This window comes from Actinoplanes sp. NPDC026670, from assembly GCF_040638175.1.
GTDB lineage: Bacteria > Actinomycetota > Actinomycetes > Mycobacteriales > Micromonosporaceae > Actinoplanes.
Window position 1 is genome coordinate 34,072 of record NZ_JBEZXU010000012.1, and the last position, 17,881, is coordinate 51,952.

Consider the following 17,881-nt stretch of genomic DNA (forward strand, 5'->3'; position numbering starts at 1 on the left):
CTGCCACCGTCCTGAATAATGGCCTGCAAATCCCGAAGATTGACATGCGAGTGAGGAGTACCGCCATGTGGCGGGGTTTGATCGAGGCGTACCGGGACCGGTTGCCGGTCTCCGAAGCCACGCCGGTGGTCTCGTTGCACGAGGGCAACACGCCGCTGGTGCCCGCGCCGGTGCTGTCCCAGCGGGTCGGTGCGGACGTTTACCTGAAGGTGGAGGGCGCCAACCCGACCGGCTCCTTCAAGGACCGGGGCATGACGATGGCCGTCTCCAAGGCGGTCGAGGAGGGCGCCAAGGCGATCATCTGCGCGTCCACCGGCAACACCAGCGCGTCCGCGGCGGCCTACGCGGCCCGGGCCGGCATCACCTGCGCGGTGCTCGTGCCGCAGGGCAAGATCGCGCTCGGCAAGCTGGCCCAGGCCCTGGTGCACGGGGCCCGCCTGCTCCAGGTCGACGGCAACTTCGACGACTGCCTGGCGCTGGCCTCGAAGCTGTCCCAGGACTACCCGGTGGCGCTGGTCAACTCGGTGAACATCTTCCGCCTGCACGGGCAGAAGACGGCGTCCTTCGAGATCGTCGAGGCGCTCGGCGACGCGCCGGACATCCACTGCCTGCCGGTCGGCAACGCCGGCAACATCTCCGCCTACTGGATGGGCTACCAGGAGGACAAGGCGGCCGGGAACAGCTCGAAGCTGCCGAAGATGTACGGCTTCCAGGCCTCCGGCGCGGCCCCGATCGTGAACGGCGCGGTGGTCGAGCAGCCGTCGACGATCGCCACCGCGATCCGGATCGGCAACCCGGCGAGCTGGACCAAGGCGCTGGACGCACGGGACGCGTCGGGCGGCCTGATCTCGGCGGTCACCGACCGGGACATCCTGAACGCGTACCGCCTGCTGGCCCGTGAGGTGGGCGTCTTCGTCGAGCTGGGCAGCGCGGCCAGCGTGGCGGGTCTGCTCCAGCAGGCCGAGGCGGGGAAGATCCCGGCCGGCTCGCGGGTGGTCTGCACGGTGACCGGGCACGGCCTGAAGGACCCGGAGTGGGCCATCTCGACCGCCCCGTCGCCGACCGTGATCGCGAACGACGCGCTGCTCGCCGCGAAGGCCCTCGACCTGGCCTAGTTTTCCCCGGTTCCGGGATCGGCCGCAGCGTGGTCTGACAGACTGGCTGCGGCCTCTTCGGCTGCCTGGCATCCCGCTTCGCGGACCAGCAACTCCATGGCCTGGGCCACGATAGTCAGCTCCTCCGCTGAGAGCCGGCTGAGGAGTTCGCGCTGCTTCGCCACCCCTGCCGTGATGATGCCATCGATGACCTCGGTGCCCGCCTTCGTGAGTCCGATCCGGCGAACCCGCCGATCGTTCACGTCCTCCGTGCGTGTGATCAGGTCCTGCACGACGAGGCGGTCGACCATGCCACTGAGCGCCGCGGCGCCGACACCGAGCATCCGGGCCAGCTCACCGCCGGCGAGCGTGCCGTGCCGGGACAGCAACAGCATGATCTTGAGCTGCGACATCGTCAGATGTGACGAGAAGAGCGGGTCCGACCGGTCGTCGGCGAACAGGTGCTCGAGCTGGATCGACGAACCCATGATGTCCGCGATGAGCTTCTCTTTCTGGCCCAGCGCCCGCTCCTTTTGTGACGTTCCTGTTTCTGGACGGTACCAGGGGGCCCGGTGAAAAACCATTTGTTCGCGTCATGCAAACTATCAGTATCGACCGAACCAATCTCGGGGGAGCGCCAATGTCAGCTCTGACACGGCTCAGCCTTGCCAACCGAGGTCTCGTCGCCCTGATCGCACTGGTGATCAGCGGCTTCGGGCTCTATGCGATCCCGTCACTCAAGCAGCAGCTCTTCCCCTCGATCGAGCTGCCCGCCGCGTTCGTCAGCGCGGTGTTGCCCGGAGCCTCGCCGGAAACGGTCGAGGAGCAGGTGACGAAGCCGATCGAGGACGCGGTCAAAGGCATCGACGGCATCGACACGGTGACGTCGACCTCCCGCGAGAACGCGTCAAGCGTCGTGGTGATGTTCGAGTTCGGCACGGACATCGAGTCCGCCGTCAACCAGGTCACCACCTCGATCAACCGGATCCAGGCGCAGCTCCCGGAGAACGTCGACCCGCAGGTCTTCGCCGGCGGCACCGACGACATCCCGGCGATCGTGCTCGCCGCATCAGGCGGTTCCGACGAGGCCGACCTGCTCCGCCGGCTCAACGAGACCGTGGTGCCGGAGCTCAACGGGATCGAGGGCGTCCGCGACACCCAGGTCACCGGGGCCCGTGCCAAGCAGGTGGTGATCACCCCCGACCTGGTGAAGATGGGTGGGGCCGGCGTCAACCCGTCGTCGCTGACCACGGTGCTCCAGGCCAACGGCGTCTCCATCCCGGCCGGCGCGGTCACCCAGGACGACAAGTCGCTGACCGTGCAGGTCGGCACCCCGCTCACCTCGGTCGACCAGCTCAAGGACGTCTTCCTCACCGGCTCCCGCGGCCCGGTCCGCCTCGGTGACGTGGCCGCGGTGGAGAGCAAGCTGCCGGCCCCCGATTCCTACACGCGCACCGACGGGGTGGACAGCCTCGGCATCGCGGTCACCGCCCGGCCCGACGGCAACCCGGTCTCCATCTCGCACGAGGTCCGGGACCTGCTCGACGAGCTCCAGAAGAACTCCGGCGCCACGCTCACGGTGATCACCGACCAGGCGCCGTATGTGGAGAGGTCCATCGAGAGCCTGACCACCGAGGGCCTGCTCGGCCTCGCGATGGCGGTCGTGGTCATCCTGGTCTTCCTGCTCAGCGTCCGTTCCACCCTGGTCACCGCGGTCTCCATCCCGCTGTCGGTGCTGGTCGCGCTGATCGCCCTGTGGATCGGTGACTACACCCTCAACCTGCTCACCCTCGGCGCGCTGACGATCGCGGTCGGCCGGGTGGTGGACGACTCGATCGTGGTGCTGGAGAACATCAAGCGCCATCTCGAGTACGGCGAGGAGAAGGTGCAGGCCATCACCGGCGCGGTGAAGGAGGTGGCCGGCGCGGTGGTCGCGTCCACGCTCACCACGGTCGCCGTCTTCGCCCCGATCGCCCTGGTCGGCGGTCTGGTCGGGCAGATCTTCTCGTCCTTCGCGATCACCGTGACGGTGGCGCTGCTGGCCTCGCTGTTCGTGTCGCTGACCATCGTGCCGGTGCTGGCGTACTGGTTCCTCAAGCCGCCGCCCGCGGGCGCCGACAACGAGGCCGTCCGCAGGGCCGCCGAGGAGAAGGAACTGCGCAGCCCGCTCCAGCGCGGCTACCTGCCGGTGATCCGGTTCGCCACCACCTGGCGCTGGACCACCGTGCTGATCGGCATCGCGGTGCTGTTCGGGACGTTCGGGCTCGCCACCCGCCTGGAGACCAACTTCCTCGACGAGTCGGGGCAGGACAGCCTGACCATCACCCAGGAGATGCCGCCCGGCACCAGCCTGGCGGCCACCAACGAGGCGGCCAAGAAGGTCGAGGGCGTCCTCGCGGCTCGCGCCGAGATCGAGACCTACCAGGTCAACGTCGGTGGCAACTCGGCCAACCCGTTCGCCGGTGGCGGCGGCTCCGGCACCGCCAACTACAACGTGGCGCTGAAGGAGGACGCCGACGCCGAGGAGGTCTCCGCCGCGTTGAAGGAGCAGTTCGCCCAGCTCACCGACAAGGGCGAGATCAAGATCGGCCAGGAGAGCTCGGGGCTGGGCAGCAGCCAGCTCTCGGTGCAGGTCTCGGCGGCCGACAACGACGTGCTCGCCGCCACCACCGAGCAGGTCCGGGCCGCGATGGCCGGGGTCGCCGGGGTCACCGACGTGGACACCACCCTGGTGACCAGCGTGCCGCGGCTCGAGGTCGAGGTGGACCGCAAGGCCGCCGCGGCCGCCGGGCTCACCGAGGCGCAGATCGGCCAGACCGTGGCCGGCATGTTCCGCAGCGTCCCGGCCGGCCAGATCAGCGTCGACGGCAACAGCGAGGACGTGGTGATCTCGTTCGGCTCGGCGCCGGCCGACCCGGCCGCGCTGCGGGCCCTGCCACTGACCACCCCGCGCGGCATCGTGCCGCTGGACCAGGTCGCCGACGTCAAGGAGGTCGGCGGGCCGCCCACGATCACCCGGAACGACGGCAACCGCACCGCCAGCGTCACCGGCGCGGTCGTCGGCTCCGACCTGAGCCAGGTCAACGCCGACCTCACCAAGGCCCTGGACGCCCTGCAGACGGCGCCCGGCGCGGAGATCACCATCGCCGGTGTCGGCGCCGACCAGGCGGAGGCGTTCGAGCAGCTCGGCCTGGCCGTGCTGGCCGCGATCGCGATCGTCTTCATCATCATGGTCGCAACCTTCCACAGCGTGCTCCAGCCGGTGATCCTGCTGGTGTCGATCCCGTTCGCGGCGACCGGCGCGATCGGCCTGCTGCTGATCACCGGCACCCCGCTCGGCGTACCGGCTCTGATCGGTGTCCTGATGCTGGTCGGCATCGTGGTGACCAACGCCATCGTGCTGATGGACCTGATCAACCATTACCGGGCCCAGGGGTACGGGGTGAAGGAGGCCGTGATCGAGGGCGGCCGGCACCGGCTGCGGCCGATCCTGATGACCGCGATCGCGACCATCTTCGCCCTGATCCCGATGGCGCTGGGGCTCACCGGCGAGGGCGGCTTCATCTCGCAGCCGCTGGCCATCGTGGTGATCGGCGGTCTGGTCAGCTCGACGCTGCTCACGCTGGTGCTGGTGCCGACGCTCTACACCCTGGTGGAGAACCGCAAGGAGAAGAGCCGGGCCAAGCGCCAGGCCAGGCGGCTGCGCAAGCACGGCGCGGCGGGCGGCCCGAAGCACGCCGCCGACGAGCCGGCCGACGACCTGGTCCCGGCCGGGATGGCGCCGGACTCCAGCGGCGGGGCCCACGAGGCCCGGTCCGAGTCCCGGGGCGCGCTGCGGGGCTTCACCGATCAGTTCGAAGTGCTGAAGATGCCGCGCAAACCGGCCAAACCGGCTGAGTAAGCGGTACCGAATCGATGCCCGGTCCCCGGTGGGACCGGGCATCGACTATATGGTCAGGTACGTGCCAGCAGCCTTCTCGGTCCTTACCCGCAATCGTGACTTCCGCCGCCTGTTCGCGGCCGAGCTGGTGGTCTTCGGCGCTGACTGGTTCGTCATGGTCCCGCTGCTCGTGCTGCTTCCGGAGCTGACCGGCGGCGGCACGCTCGGTGCGATGGTGCTGGCCGTGGACACCGGGATCCTGGCGCTGCTGCTTCCGTGGACGGGCACGGTCGCCGACCGGGTGGACCGCCGGAAGATCCTGATCGTCTCGAACGCCGCGGCCTTCCTGTCGGTGCTGCTGCTGTTCACGGTCCGGTCCGCGGCCACCGCCCCGCTGGCGCTCGTCGCGGTCGGGGCGATCGCGGTGTCCAAGGCGTTCTACTCACCCGCCGCGTCGGCCGCGCTGCCGAACCTGGTGGACCCGGAGGACCTGGCCGCCGCGAACACCGTCGCCGGCTCCGCCTGGGGCACCATGACGGTGGTGGGCGCGTCCCTCGGTGGAGTTGTGAGCAGCGCTTTCAGCCCGTACGTCTGCTTTGCCGTGACGGCCGTCTGCCTGCTCACCGGAAGCCTTCTCACCACCCTGATCCGACGGCCGATGCAGGCGCCGCGCAGCGGTGGCGGCGAGCCGGTCCGTGCTCTGACCGCGCTGATGGAGTCGCTGCGCTACATCGGCGCCCGCCCGCGGCTGCGCGCTCTGGTGACGGTGAAGTCCGCGGTCGGGCTCGGGAACGGGGTGCTGACCGTGTTCCCGCTGATCGCGGCGGCCCACGGGGCCGGCGCGCTGGGCGCCGGGCTGCTGTTCGCCCTGCGCGGTGCGGGCGCGCTGGTCGGCCCGCTGGTGATGCGCCCGGTGCTGAACCGCCCGTCCTGGCTGCTGCCCGGCTTGGCCCTGTCGATGGGCCTGTACGGCGTCGGCTACCTGGGCGCCGCCTTCACCCAGTGGTTCCCGCTGGTGGCCGCTCTGGTCTTCGTCGCGCACTTCGCCGGCGGCAGCAACTGGGTGCTGTCCAACTACGCCTTGCAGGGTGAGGTGCCGGACGCGCTGCGCGGCCGGGTCTTCGCCACCGACATGATGCTGGCGACGCTCGCCATCGCGGTGAGCCAGTTGGTCGCGGGCGCGGCCATCGACCGGGTCGAGCCCCGCTGGATCATCGCGGGTTGCGCGTCGATCACCCTCACCTACGCGATCGGCTGGCGGATCGCGACCCGTCGGCTCCGGCCCTCGGCCGAGCCGACATTCGGGATTACCGGTACCGGGGAGCTTCCCCCGAAATGATCACGCCCTAGCATGTGACGATGGGTTTGACCTTCGTCACCGGGCCGGTCTCCGTCAGCACGCCGGCGACCAGCGCCAATCTGGGCCCCGGCTTCGACTCCCTCGGCCTGGCGCTGACCCGCTACGACGATCTGTCGGCGCGGGTGACCGACGGCGGCTTCACCGTGACGGTGCTCGGCGAGGGCGCCGGTGAGCTGCCGACCGGTGAGGATCATCTGGTGGTCCGGGCGATGCTGACGACCTTCGACGAGGTGGGGGTGCGCCCGCCCGGCCTGGCCGTCGAGTGCGTCAACCGGATCCCGCAGGCGCGCGGCATGGGCAGTTCGTCGGCGGCGATCGTCGGCGGTGTGCAGCTGGCCCGTGGCCTGATCGCCGGCGGCCTCGAGCTGATCGACGACGCGGCCGCCCTGCGCATCGCGGCCCGCATCGAGGGCCACCCCGACAACGTCGCTCCGTGCCTGCTCGGCGGCTTCACGGTGGCCTGGACGGAGCCGGGCGGGGCGCGGGCGGTTAAGCTGACGCCGGCCGGGGGTGTGCGCCCGACGGTTTTCGTTCCCGCCGAGCTGGGCTTCACGGCGTTGGCCCGGGCCGCGCTGCCGGCCGAGGTGCCGCATCACGACGCCGCGTTCAACGCCGGGCGGGCCGCGCTGCTCACGCACGCTCTCACCAGCGATCCGTCGCTGCTGTTCCCGGCCACCGAGGATCGTCTGCACCAGGACTACCGCGCTCCGGGGATGCCGGCCGCGGCGGCTCTGGTGGCGGCGTTGCGTTCGGCCGGGGTGGCCGCCGTGATCAGCGGCGCCGGCCCCTCGGTGCTGGCGTTGACCGAGGTCCCGGGCGATTTCGCACCCGGTGCGCACTGGCACAGCGAAGTGCTGGGCGTGGATGACGCCGGTGCTCGTGTGAAAGGGGGTATGGTGGAACACGCCGAGCGGGGTCCTGTTGCCGCAGGTCGCACGAGTTGACTACGCTCAAGACCTAGCACAGCCGCGAAGCAAGCGATCTCTGCGGTTCGGCGCACCCCCGAGATTTCTGGGCCTTCTGGCCTTTCTCAACTCTCATCAAGGCAAACGCCGGGCAGCATCCATGGATCGCTGCACTCGCCGAGACCTACCCGCCGACAGTCGACGGGCAGGGATACCGTCGAGCTGCCGTGCTGCACGAACTCCCGCGCCGCTGTTGCGAAGCGGGTTCCGAGGGCACCCGGCCCAAGGCTGAAGTTCCGGGTGGACTCGGGCTTTTTCCGACGGAAGGAATCCATTGAGCGACACCACCGACGTGACGTCGGGTGTTTCTGACGTCGCTGACGGCGCAGGCACCACCGCGACCGCTACGAAGCGCCGCCGGGGCGGCACCGGGCTGTCCGCCATGCTGCTGCCCGAGTTGCAGAGCCTCGCCGCCTCCCTCGGCATCTCCGGCACCGCCCGGATGCGCAAGGGCGAGCTGATCGCCGCGATCACCGAGCGCCAGAGTGGCGGCGCCCCCGCCGCCGCGGCCGCCGAGAAGGCTCCGCGCCCGCGCACCAACGGCTCCGACGCCGTCGCACCGGCCCCTGTCCAGGCCGCTCCGGTCGAGACTCCGCAGACCGCAGCCGCTCCGGCCGAGTCCGCTCCGGCCGAGCGCCCGTCCCGGAGCCGCCGCGAGCGTGGCCCCCGGGAAAGCGCTCCGCGTCAGACGGAGACCGCGGCCGCTCCGGCAGCCGAGGCTCCCGCCGCCGTCGTGGCGGCTGAGGCGCCCGCGCCCGCCGCCGAGCCCACCGAGCGCCCGGAGCGGGCCGAGCGTCCCGACCGGGGCGAGCGTCCCGAGCGCAACCGGGACCGGCAGCGCAACCAGCGTGACGGTCAGCGCGACAACCAGCAGCGCGACGGTCAGCGGGACAATCAGCAGCGGGACAATCAGCAGCGGGACAATCAGCAGCGCGACGACCGCGGTAACGACCGTGGCCCGCGTGACGGACAGGGTCACGACGACGGAGACGACGACGGCGACGGCGGCCGCCGGAGCCGGCGCAGCCGTTTCCGGGACCGTCGCCGCGGCCGTGACCGTGACGACAACCCGCGCGAGGAGCGCAGCAGCGGCCAGCGTGAGGGCCGGGAGCCGCACGTGTCCGAGGACGAGGTGCTCGTCCCGGTCGCCGGCATCCTGGACGTGCTGGACAACTACGCGTTCGTGCGGACCACCGGTTACCTCTCCGGCCCGAACGACGTCTACGTCTCGATGTCGCAGGTCAAGAAGTACGGTCTGCGCCGCGGTGACGCGGTGACCGGCGCCGTGCGGTCCACCCCGCGTGACGGTGGCAACGACGGACAGCGGCGGGACAAGTACAACCCGCTGGTCCGTCTCGACACCATCAACGGGATGGAGCCGGACGAGGCCCGCCGTCGTCCCGAGTTCTACAAGCTCACCCCGCTCTACCCGCAGGAGCGCCTGCGGCTGGAGACCGAGCCGCACATCCTCACCACCCGCATCATCGACCTGGTGATGCCGATCGGTAAGGGCCAGCGCGCGCTCATCGTCTCCCCGCCGAAGGCCGGTAAGACGATGGTCCTGCAGGCCCTGGCCAACGCGATCACCCGCAACAACCCCGAGTGCCACCTGATGGTCGTGCTCGTGGACGAGCGGCCCGAAGAGGTCACCGACATGCAGCGCACGGTGAAGGGCGAGGTCATCGCGGCCACGTTCGACCGTCCGCCGCAGGACCACACCACGGTCGCCGAGCTCGCCATCGAGCGGGCCAAGCGGCTGGTCGAGCTGGGCCACGACGTGGTCGTGCTGCTCGACTCGGTGACCCGTCTCGGCCGGTCATACAACCTGGCGGCGCCGGCTTCCGGCCGCATCATGTCGGGTGGTATCGATTCGACCGCGCTCTACCCGCCGAAGCGGTTCCTCGGCGCGGCGCGCAACATCGAGAACGGTGGCTCGCTCACCATTCTCGCGACCGCGCTGGTGGAGACCGGGTCGATGATGGACACGGTGATCTTCGAGGAGTTCAAGGGCACGGGTAACGCCGAGCTCAAGCTCGACCGCAAGATCGCGGACAAGCGGATCTTCCCGGCCGTGGACGTGTCCGCTTCCAGCACCCGTAAGGAAGAGATCCTTCTGGGCAAGGAGGAGCTGGCGATCATCCACAAGCTCCGCAAGGTGCTCAGCTCGCTGGAGTCCGGCGCTGCCCTGGACCTGCTGATGGACCGGCTCAAGCAGACCCGGACCAACATCGAGTTCCTGATGCAGATCGCCAAGTCCACGCCTGGCGAATAAACGAATAAAAACGACGCAGCCCACCCAATCGGGTGGGCTGCGTCGTTTTTGTCGCACAGCCTGTCTGATTCGGCCCATACCCGGCTGTGCGAACCTCCGGTATCCCCGTCGCTCGACGCATCCGGAGGCGCCCGATGATCGTGCCCGGCTACCGGGACTGTCCCGCCGAGCCATGGGATCCGGGCTCACCTGTGGACCCCGGCGAGGCCGAGGACTTCCTGCGCCGCTGCTACGTCGAGAACCCACGGCTCGGCCCGGTCGAACCCCGGCTCGCCATCGTCCGCGCGCAGATCGCCGCGACCGGCACCTATGTGCACACCACGGACGAGCTGACCCACGGCGCGAAGATGGCCTGGCGCAACGCGAGCCGGTGCATCGGACGGCTCTACTGGCGCAGCCTGATGGTCCTGGACCGGCGGCGGGCCCGGACCGCCGACGAGATCTACTCGCTGCTGGTGCAGCACCTGCACACCGCCGGCGACGGGCAGATCCGCCCGGTGATCAGTGTCTTCGCCCCGGCCCAGCCCGGCCAGCCACACGCCCGGGTGTGGAACGAGCAGCTGATCCGGTACGCCGGATATCGCACCGAGGACGGCAGCGCGGTCGGCGACCCGCGGCAGATCGACTTCACCGCGGCGGTACGCGGCTTCGGCTGGCAGGGCAAGGAGGAGGCGTTCGACGTGTTGCCGCTGGTCATCGAGACGCCTGTCGAGGGGGTGCGGGTCTACGAGCTGCCGGAGCGAGCGATCCGTGAGGTGCCGCTCAGCCATCCCGAGTTCGGCTGGTTCGCTGAGCTGGGCCTGCGCTGGCACGCGGTGCCGGCGATCGCCAACATGCGCCTCACCATCGGCGGTGTGCACTATCCGCTGGCCCCGTTCAACGGCTGGTACCTGGGCTCCGAGATCGGCGCCCGCAACTTCGCCGACGCCGACCGCTACGACCTGCTGCCGCTGGTGGCCGCCCGGATGGGACTGGACACCAGCCGGGAGTCGACGCTCTGGCGGGACCGGGCGCTGGTCGAGCTGAACCGGGCGGTCCTGCACAGCTTCGAACGGGCCGGCGTCAAGATGAGCGACCACCACACCGAGTCACAGCGCTTCATCGCGCACCTGCGTAACGAGGAGAAGGCCGGCCGCCGGGTGCCCGCCGACTGGAGCTGGATCGTCCCGCCGATCTCCGGCGGCATCACCCCGGTCTTCCACCGCTACTACGACGAGTTCGACCAGCGCCCGGCCTTCTACCTGGACGCCGAGGCGGCGGAGCTGGCGCGGGGCTGTCCTAGGCGAACTCGTTGATCGCGAAGTCGTCGCGGTGCCGCCAGGACGCCTCGGTACGGACATGGTCCGGCCGCACCCACTTGAGGAGCTTGCGGTCGAACTCGGCGGCCGGGATGCGGCCGGCCGCGCGTACCACGTACCCCTCGGAGGTCTCGCTGTCTCGTTGGGCGGCCCACGCGGCGCGCGCCTCGGAGAGGCTGCCGCCGCGGTAGAGGACCGGGACGACCGGCAGTTCCAGGCGGCGTGCCCAGTCCACCGTGTCGTCCCAGCCGAGCAGGGTGTTCGTCTCGTCCCAGATGCCGAAGACCAGGAAGACGCCGGGGAGGTCGTGGTAGGCGACGCTGCGGCGGGCCCACATGGACTCGCCGCAGACCCGCCACTCGTCGGGAATCCGGTACGCCGTCATCGCCCACAGCGCCTTGGCCGGCCGGTCCCAGGGCTGGGTGCCGGAGTCCAGTGAGCGGGCGAACATGGTGTCGCGGGTGAAGGTGAGGTTCCCGCCGTCCATCTTCTCGGTCACCACGAGCTCGCCGTCCAGCCAGGACAGATCGTGCTGAATCCGGTCGTCGGCGGTCGCTCCCGGCGAGCCGGGCAGATGGAACGTCCGCGGGTACTTCACCCTAGAAATCCCCCTCCGCCACCTGGAAGACGGTCAGGCCGAGCTGCCGCCACATACGTACCACCTGTTGACGGTCGTCGAACACCCCCACGATCAGCCAGCGATCCCTGACCTCCTGGTCGAAGATCTCCCGCTTGACGATCGAGTCCTTGCGGCTGTCGCCTTCCGGCCGCATGAACAGCGCCTCGTACGGCACCCCGACGAACAGGTCGAGCCAGGCCTCCGTCTCCGGGCGGCACACCGCGTCACGCCCGGAGCAGAAGACGATCGCGTGGCCGGCCGCGTGCATCGCCCGGACCGCGGTGATCACCGCCGGATTCGGCTCGTCCTCACCGACCCGCCCCCAGTCGTACGGGCTCCGGCCACTCATCAGCGCGACCGTCCCGTCGATGTCCACCAGCACCGCCTTCGGCAGATCCGGGTCGGGCCGGTAGATCACACCCGACCCGCCCGGATCGGCGAACGGGATCGGCAGCGGCAGGTTCTTCCCGGCCAGGTACCGCTGGTGCATGCGGCGGATCGGCTCCTCGCCCACCTGCTCGTCCTCGGGCCGGTCGGCGTCGCGCCGCACGCACTCGTCGACCGGCACGTCGGTGAAGTCGTGCACCTCGAACGACGCGTTGTGCCGCGCCGCCATCTCGGCCCACTCGCGGACCGTCTTGGCCCGCAGATTGGTGTCGTCGACGATGACGCTGCCGCGCGCACGCAGCAGCGCCTCGACGGCGGCCCGCTGCGCCTGGGTGATCTGCGCCTCGGCGTGCTGCGTGGCGAGCCGCCGGCCGTGCAGCATCCGGCGCAGGTCGTCGCGGTTGACCCGGACCACGTCCGGCTGGAGCTTGCGAGCGAACGTGGTCTTGCCGGAGGCCGGCAGGCCCCGGGTGATCAGAAGTCGTGTCATCGGGGGGTCACTCCTTGACTGCCGGCCGGGCGCGCTGCCACAGGCCGGGACGGTAGTCCTTGCCGTCCAGCCGCAGGAAGAGCTCGGCACGGTATTCGGTACGGAGAGCCTGCGCCGCGAACTCCTTGCGGCCCCAGCCCTCGGGAAGTGAAGTGACGATCGTCTCGTAGGCGGCCTCGACCGCCGCCGCCCGTGCGTCGACCTCGGCGGTCAGTTCGGTCGCGACGCCCTCGACCCAGACGTGGAACTCGTCCGGGAGCGGCTCGACCAGAGCGTCCAGGTCACCGCCGTTGGCCAGGATCTCCCACACCGACCGCGGAGTGAGTCCGGTCACCAGGCGGTGCAGGCGTACGTAATCCGCGTACTTGATCTTCACCCGCTGGTCGGCGTCGATGAAGTGGACGACCAGGCCCTCCCGGCCGTCCCGCGGCGGCGCGGCCAGCGCCTCGGCGAACGTCGCGTAGGTGAACGACTCCACCACCGGCCCCGGCCACTCCGGCACCGCCTCCGGCCCGAAGGTCCGGCCGGTCGCGATCTCCACCGCGCCGAGCAGCACCAGGTCGTCGAGACCCCGGTAGTCCACGACGATCCGGTTGGCCGGGTAGATGATCTCGACGAGCACGGTCAGGCCGGCCGGCGGGACGAACGTGCCGTACCGGTCACGAAGCACCTCGGTCGCGTGCTGAGCCTGGTCCGAGGCGAACGAGCCGCGGGTGGCGACGGCCCAGCCGGCCCCGTCGTGGTAGATCACCCCGAGGCTGCCGTCCATCTTGTCGGTCACGCTGACCCGCGCCCCCGGCTCCAGGACCGGCGCGTGGCTCTCCGAGTGGTTGAAGAACTTGGTCATCGGCCGCGCCGCGACCCGGCCGTCGGCGGCCACGATCAGGCCACGGCACATCAACGTGACCGGGGTCCAGGTCGCCGTGTACTGGCAGGCCTCGGTGTAGTTGTAGATCTCGAACGGCAGGCTGGGGTGACGCTGCTTCCGGACCAGCCCGTTGTCGACCGCGGAAGCCAGCTCGGCCGGATCGAGGACGTCGTTCAGCAGCGTCATGACAGTGCTCTCCAAGGGTGGGAATGCCGGGAGGAGCGCTCACGTTAACCAGCGTGTATCCGGTTGCGCCTCCTGATTTCCGGCCGGTATGGGAGGCATGGCAGACTGGTACATCGGCCAGTAAGGGTTCCGGTTCACGTCTTTGCTCATCACAGGCGACCCGGCGACCCGCACTTTCGAGAGGGACCGAGAAGACATGAAGAGCGGCATCCACCCGGAGTACGCGACCACCGAGGTCATCTGCTCCTGCGGCAGCACCTTCACCACCCGCAGCACCGCCAAGGGCGGCGAGATCCGCGTCGAGACCTGCAGCGCCTGCCACCCGTTCTACACCGGCAAGCAGCGCGTCCTCGACACCGCGGGCCGGGTTGCGAAGTTCCAGGCGAAGTACGCGAAGGTCACCGCCGCGAAGAAGAAGTAACCGCGTCGACGGCGCCCGTCCCGGATTCCGGGGCGGGCGCCGTTCGCATGTGGTCCGCTGTCCTGGTTGGGAGAGAACGATGAGCAACGACCGCCTTAGCACCCTTCTGGCCGAGTACGCGGACCTCGAGAAGCGGATGGAGGACCCGTCGATCCACGCCGACCAGGCACTGGTCCGGCGGATCGGCCGCCGGTTCGCCGAGCTGGCGCCACTGAACGCCGCCCACGACGAGCTGGAGGCCGCGCGCGCCGACCTGGCCGCCGCCGAGGAACTGGCCGCCGAGGACCCGGCGTTCGCCTCCGAGGTGGAAGCGGTCGCCGCGACGCTGCCCGCGCTGGAGGAGAAGCTCGGCGAGATGCTGATCCCGCGCGACCCGAGCGACGCCAAGGACGTGATCATCGAGATCAAGGCGGGCGAGGGCGGCCAGGAGTCGGCGCTGTTCGCCGGCGACCTGCTGCGCATGTACACCAGGTACGCGGAACGCCGCGGCTGGGTGGTCGAGGTGATCGACTCGCAGGAGTCGGACCTCGGCGGCGTCAAGGACATCTCGGTCGCGGTCAAGACCAAGGGCGCGCCCGAGGGCGGTCACGGCGTCTGGTCCCGGCTCAAGTGGGAGGGCGGCGTGCACCGGGTGCAGCGCGTCCCGGTCACCGAGTCGCAGGGCCGCATCCACACCTCGGCCGCCGGCGTGCTGGTGCTGCCCGAGGCCGAGGACGTCGAGATCCACATCGAGCCGGGTGACCTGCGGATCGACGTGTTCCGTTCGTCAGGTCCCGGTGGCCAGTCGGTCAACACCACCGACTCCGCCGTCCGGATCACGCACCTGCCCACCGGCACCGTGGTGAGCTGCCAGAACGAGAAGAGCCAGCTCCAGAACAAGGAGTCGGCGATGCGCATCCTGCGGTCCCGGCTGCTCGCGGTGGCCCAGGAGGCGGCGGACGCGGCAGCCGGCGACGCCCGCAAGGCCCAGGTGCGTACGGTCGACCGCTCCGAGCGGGTCCGCACCTACAACTTCCCGCAGAACCGGATCACCGACCACCGCATCGGCTACACCGCCTACAACCTGGACCTGGTGCTCGGCGGCGAACTGGACGGCGTGCTCGACGCGCTGGCCGGCGCCGACCGGACCGCCCGCCTGGCCGGCGACACGGAGTTCAGCCGACGGCAGTGACGACCAGCCGGTCGTCGGTCGTGCAGACGATCCAGCCCTGCTCCCCGATACAGAACTGCCGGACGCCGCCACCCATCCCACCGAGCGTGATGCTCCGCCCGGTGGTGGTGTCGATCCGGTTCACCGCGCTGCGGGACACGTCGAGGTCCCGCAGCAGCGTCGCCGTGCCCCGCCCGGCGTCCTGGTAGAGCACACCGCCGCTGCTGCCGGGCCCGATCGCCCGCCCGGTGGCCGCGTCGACCAGGGTCTGTCGCGGCCGGTCGTCGGAGCCGGTGATCAGTAGCCGCTCGCCACCGGCCACCTCCCCGGCGAACTGGGCGCCGTCGATCGCCCAGCGTCTCTCGCCGGTCTGCGGGTCGACCGCCTCCAGGCCCTCCTGCATGACGCCGAGACAGACCAGCGGGCCGCAGTCCTGCACGTTCGCCCAGCCGGCGGCGTCCCGGCTCCAGAGCGGCGTCAGGTCGTCGGTCCGGTAGACGGTCACCCGGCTCCGGTCGGTGTTCACATCCAGACCGGTGTCGGTCACCACGAGCCGCCCGGCGGCCGAGCTGAGATTGGTGCCCGCCCCGGTGTTGTACGACATCGGCCGCCACGGCACGGACCCGGCGAACACCTGCGTGCCGTCGTCGTAGCGCAGCACGGTCAGGTCGCCCTCGGGGCTGGCGGTGACGACCCGGGCCGGGACCTCGCCGTCCATCTGAACCACCACGGTGTCGGACTTCTCCGGCGCGCGCCGCTCCCAGACGGTCGAGCCGTCCCGGACCCGGACCAGCCGGATCCAGGTGAGCGGCCCGGCATCCGACCGCTCGAACATCAGCAGCGTGTCGGTCGCGGGCTCGCCGAACGGGGAGCCGGGCCGCTCCCACAGTGGCCGGCCGGTGGCCGGGTCGAGGGCGGTGGTCGAACCGGCGTAGGAGTAGCCCATCATGCCGCCGTCGTCCGTGGTGATCTCGATCGTCTTCTCGTCGCCGGGGAGCAGCAGCACCCCCGCCTGCAGGGTGAAGCCCATCCAGTTCTGGCTTTCACCGGTGTCCAGGGTCCAGTGGGTGGCGCCGGTGGCCAGGTCGTACGCGGTCAGGTCGGTCTCGCCACCCTCGTTGCGGCGCACCAAGAGCCGGCCCTCGTCGATGACCATGGACTCGACCTGCGAATACGGCATCGACCACACCTCGTGCAACACCGGCGGGCCGGGCAGCCCGGAACCGCCGAGCACCAGAGCGGCCAGCACCGCCACGGCCACCTTGGCCAGCCGGCCGAGCCGGGCCCGGTCGAACTCGCGGCTTCCGTCCGGATAGACCTCCGGCTCGCCGGGGGAGTAGCTGACGTCGCCGAGGTCGATCACGGACGTGGTCATACAGTCGGTTTCCTGCTCGCGGCCGCGGCCGCCAGTGCCGCGCTCAGTCCCCGCCCGTTGGCGCCGACCTCCGACCAGCCCGAGGCCAGGCCGATCGACGTGCCCGGCACCAGGGCCTGCCAGTTCTCGGTCGTGGCGGCCGCGCCGATGCGCCGCGCCACCTCGGCCGCCTGGTGCGGGCCGGCCCCGGGAAGGACCAGCACGAACTCGTCGCCGGCGAACCGGGCCACGAAGTCGCCACGCCGCATCACGCGGTGCAGCACACCAGCGATCCGTTGTAGCACCAGGTCGCCACAGTGCCGGCCGTGCCGCAGGTTGACGGTGGTGAAACCGATCACGTCGCAGACGCCGACCGCGGCCCGCTCGCCCCGCGACAGCAGCGTGTCCACATACCGCTCCAGCTGACGGCGGTTCGGCAGGCCGGTCAGCGGATCGGTGAGGGTCTCGTCGCCGTACCGCCCGGGGTCGCGGTGGGTCTCCTGGGCGTCCAGGCGGGCCGCCACCCCGTCCAGATAACCGTCCCGGAGCTGGTCGATCCGCAGGGCGGCGAGGCGGAACGCATACCTGTCGGCGGCGTGCGCGGCCGCGTGGTCGCCCGCGCTGGCGTGGCAGATGCTGCGCAGCCGGGCCGGCTCGGCGGGGCCGAGCACCTCGGCCGAGACCGGCACCGCGGCCAGCATGGCCAGCGCCTGATCCGGCCGGCCGGACGCGATGGACAGGCAGACCGAACCGAGATGCCGCAGGTCACGGGTGCGGGCGCTGTCGCCGCCGCCGGTCAGCCAGCGGGCCGCCTCCGGCCCGGTCGGCTCACCGAGCGCGGCCCGGCGGGCCAGCGCATAGCCGTAGACCGTACGGCTACCGGGCCGCAGCCGGTCGGTGGCGAGGTAGCGGGACAGCTCGGCGTCCATGTCGCGCAGCACCCGCAGGCAGCCGTCGGTGTCGCCGTGATGGTCGAGGGCGACCGCGTTACGCAGCCGGATGCCCGGCGCGGCGAACACCTCGGGGGCCAGCCCGGCCGCCGCGCCGATCTCCCGCGCCTGCTCCACCGCGGTCAGCGCCTGCCCGTGGAAGCCCAGGTAGGAGTAGGCCATCGCCAGGTCGTGCCAGCCCCAGGCGGTCTCCGAGTCACGCTGCGGGACGGCGGCCAGCGCACGCGCCGCCTGCACCAGGTGGGTCACCCCGCGGTCCAGGTTGCTCTGCAGGTGGGCGCCGAGCGCCGCGAACGCGTGCATCTGCCCGCGCAGGTACGGATCGGGCACCTCACGGACCGCCTCGGCGGCGGCCGCCATCGCGGCGGCCAGCTCACCGACCCGGCCCAGGTTGATCAGCGCGCCGAACCGCTGGACCAACGCGTACGCCCGGGTGGCCGGATCCGAGGCGGAGGCGAGCACGCGGTCCAGGATCGGCAGGGCCGTCGCCGACTGCCCGTTCTGCTGGAGCACACCCGCGTGGCGCAGCTCATCGACATGTTCCGCGAGCTGGTCCAACCAACTCACCAGGCGCCTCCCACGGCATC

The 17,881-nt window shown here is 70.7% G+C and carries 14 protein-coding genes; 8 read left to right on the top strand and 6 right to left on the bottom strand.

Annotated elements, in window-relative coordinates; genetic code table 11:
• Nucleotides 1-65: 65 nt before the first annotated feature.
• The gene (gene thrC / locus AB0E94_RS14140; protein ID WP_360326165.1) at nucleotides 66-1,115 is read left to right on the top strand and encodes a threonine synthase; all 1,050 of its coding nucleotides are present in this window, start codon (nucleotides 66-68) and stop codon (nucleotides 1,113-1,115) included.
• Here the strand turns inward: thrC and AB0E94_RS14145 are convergent.
• Nucleotides 1,112-1,582 carry a MarR family transcriptional regulator gene (locus tag AB0E94_RS14145; protein WP_360326166.1) on the bottom strand — a complete coding sequence of 157 codons (471 nt, stop codon included), beginning with the start codon at nucleotides 1,580-1,582 and terminating at the stop codon, nucleotides 1,112-1,114. The two genes, thrC and AB0E94_RS14145, sit on opposite strands and share 4 nt — an antisense overlap.
• Nucleotides 1,583-1,734: 152 nt before the next feature.
• On the opposite strand from AB0E94_RS14145, the gene AB0E94_RS14150 reads away from it, so the two are divergent.
• From AB0E94_RS14150 to AB0E94_RS14170, 5 genes are all read left to right on the top strand, one after another.
• Entirely contained in the window at nucleotides 1,735-4,995 is a 3,261-nt protein-coding gene (locus AB0E94_RS14150; protein WP_360326167.1) for an efflux RND transporter permease subunit, read from the top strand.
• 61 nt (nucleotides 4,996-5,056) lie between these two features.
• Nucleotides 5,057-6,313: an MFS transporter gene (locus tag AB0E94_RS14155; RefSeq protein ID WP_360326169.1), complete on the top strand. Its 1,257-nt coding sequence runs from the start codon at nucleotides 5,057-5,059 to the stop codon at nucleotides 6,311-6,313.
• A gap of 20 nt (nucleotides 6,314-6,333) precedes the next feature.
• Entirely contained in the window at nucleotides 6,334-7,278 is a 945-nt protein-coding gene (gene thrB / locus AB0E94_RS14160) for a homoserine kinase (RefSeq protein WP_360326171.1), read from the top strand.
• Nucleotides 7,279-7,573: 295 nt separating this feature from the next.
• Nucleotides 7,574-9,571: a transcription termination factor Rho gene (rho, locus tag AB0E94_RS14165; RefSeq protein WP_360326173.1), complete on the top strand. Its 1,998-nt coding sequence runs from the start codon at nucleotides 7,574-7,576 to the stop codon at nucleotides 9,569-9,571.
• Between the two features lie 134 nt (nucleotides 9,572-9,705).
• Entirely contained in the window at nucleotides 9,706-10,866 is a 1,161-nt protein-coding gene (locus AB0E94_RS14170) for a nitric oxide synthase oxygenase (protein WP_360326174.1), read from the top strand.
• Here AB0E94_RS14170 and AB0E94_RS14175 read toward each other — a convergent pair.
• Genes AB0E94_RS14175 through AB0E94_RS14185 form a run of 3 tightly spaced genes read right to left on the bottom strand, consistent with a single transcriptional unit; the run spans nucleotide 10,850 to nucleotide 13,419 of the window.
• Entirely contained in the window at nucleotides 10,850-11,467 is a 618-nt protein-coding gene (locus AB0E94_RS14175; protein ID WP_360326175.1) for an RNA ligase family protein, read from the bottom strand. The genes AB0E94_RS14170 and AB0E94_RS14175 overlap by 17 nt on opposite strands.
• Nucleotide 11,468: 1 nt before the next feature.
• The gene (locus AB0E94_RS14180) at nucleotides 11,469-12,365 is read right to left on the bottom strand and encodes an AAA family ATPase (RefSeq protein ID WP_360326176.1); all 897 of its coding nucleotides are present in this window, start codon (nucleotides 12,363-12,365) and stop codon (nucleotides 11,469-11,471) included.
• Between the two features lie 7 nt (nucleotides 12,366-12,372).
• The gene (locus tag AB0E94_RS14185; protein WP_360326178.1) at nucleotides 12,373-13,419 is read right to left on the bottom strand and encodes an RNA ligase; all 1,047 of its coding nucleotides are present in this window, start codon (nucleotides 13,417-13,419) and stop codon (nucleotides 12,373-12,375) included.
• A 196-nt stretch (nucleotides 13,420-13,615) separates the two neighbouring features.
• On the opposite strand from AB0E94_RS14185, the gene rpmE reads away from it, so the two are divergent.
• Both rpmE and prfA read left to right on the top strand, forming a co-directional pair.
• A complete protein-coding gene (gene rpmE / locus AB0E94_RS14190) occupies nucleotides 13,616-13,840 on the top strand; it encodes a 50S ribosomal protein L31 (RefSeq protein WP_093619065.1) in 225 nt (74 codons plus the stop codon).
• Between the two features lie 79 nt (nucleotides 13,841-13,919).
• Entirely contained in the window at nucleotides 13,920-15,011 is a 1,092-nt protein-coding gene (gene prfA / locus AB0E94_RS14195; RefSeq protein WP_360326179.1) for a peptide chain release factor 1, read from the top strand.
• Here the strand turns inward: prfA and AB0E94_RS14200 are convergent.
• Together AB0E94_RS14200 and AB0E94_RS14205 are read right to left on the bottom strand one after the other, a co-directional pair.
• A complete protein-coding gene (locus AB0E94_RS14200; protein ID WP_360326180.1) occupies nucleotides 14,995-16,365 on the bottom strand; it encodes a PQQ-binding-like beta-propeller repeat protein in 1,371 nt (456 codons plus the stop codon). The two genes, prfA and AB0E94_RS14200, sit on opposite strands and share 17 nt — an antisense overlap.
• The gene (locus AB0E94_RS14205; protein ID WP_360326182.1) at nucleotides 16,362-17,861 is read right to left on the bottom strand and encodes a GGDEF domain-containing protein; all 1,500 of its coding nucleotides are present in this window, start codon (nucleotides 17,859-17,861) and stop codon (nucleotides 16,362-16,364) included. The genes AB0E94_RS14200 and AB0E94_RS14205 overlap by 4 nt, the downstream gene beginning before the upstream one ends.
• Between the last annotated feature and the right edge of the window lie 20 nt (nucleotides 17,862-17,881).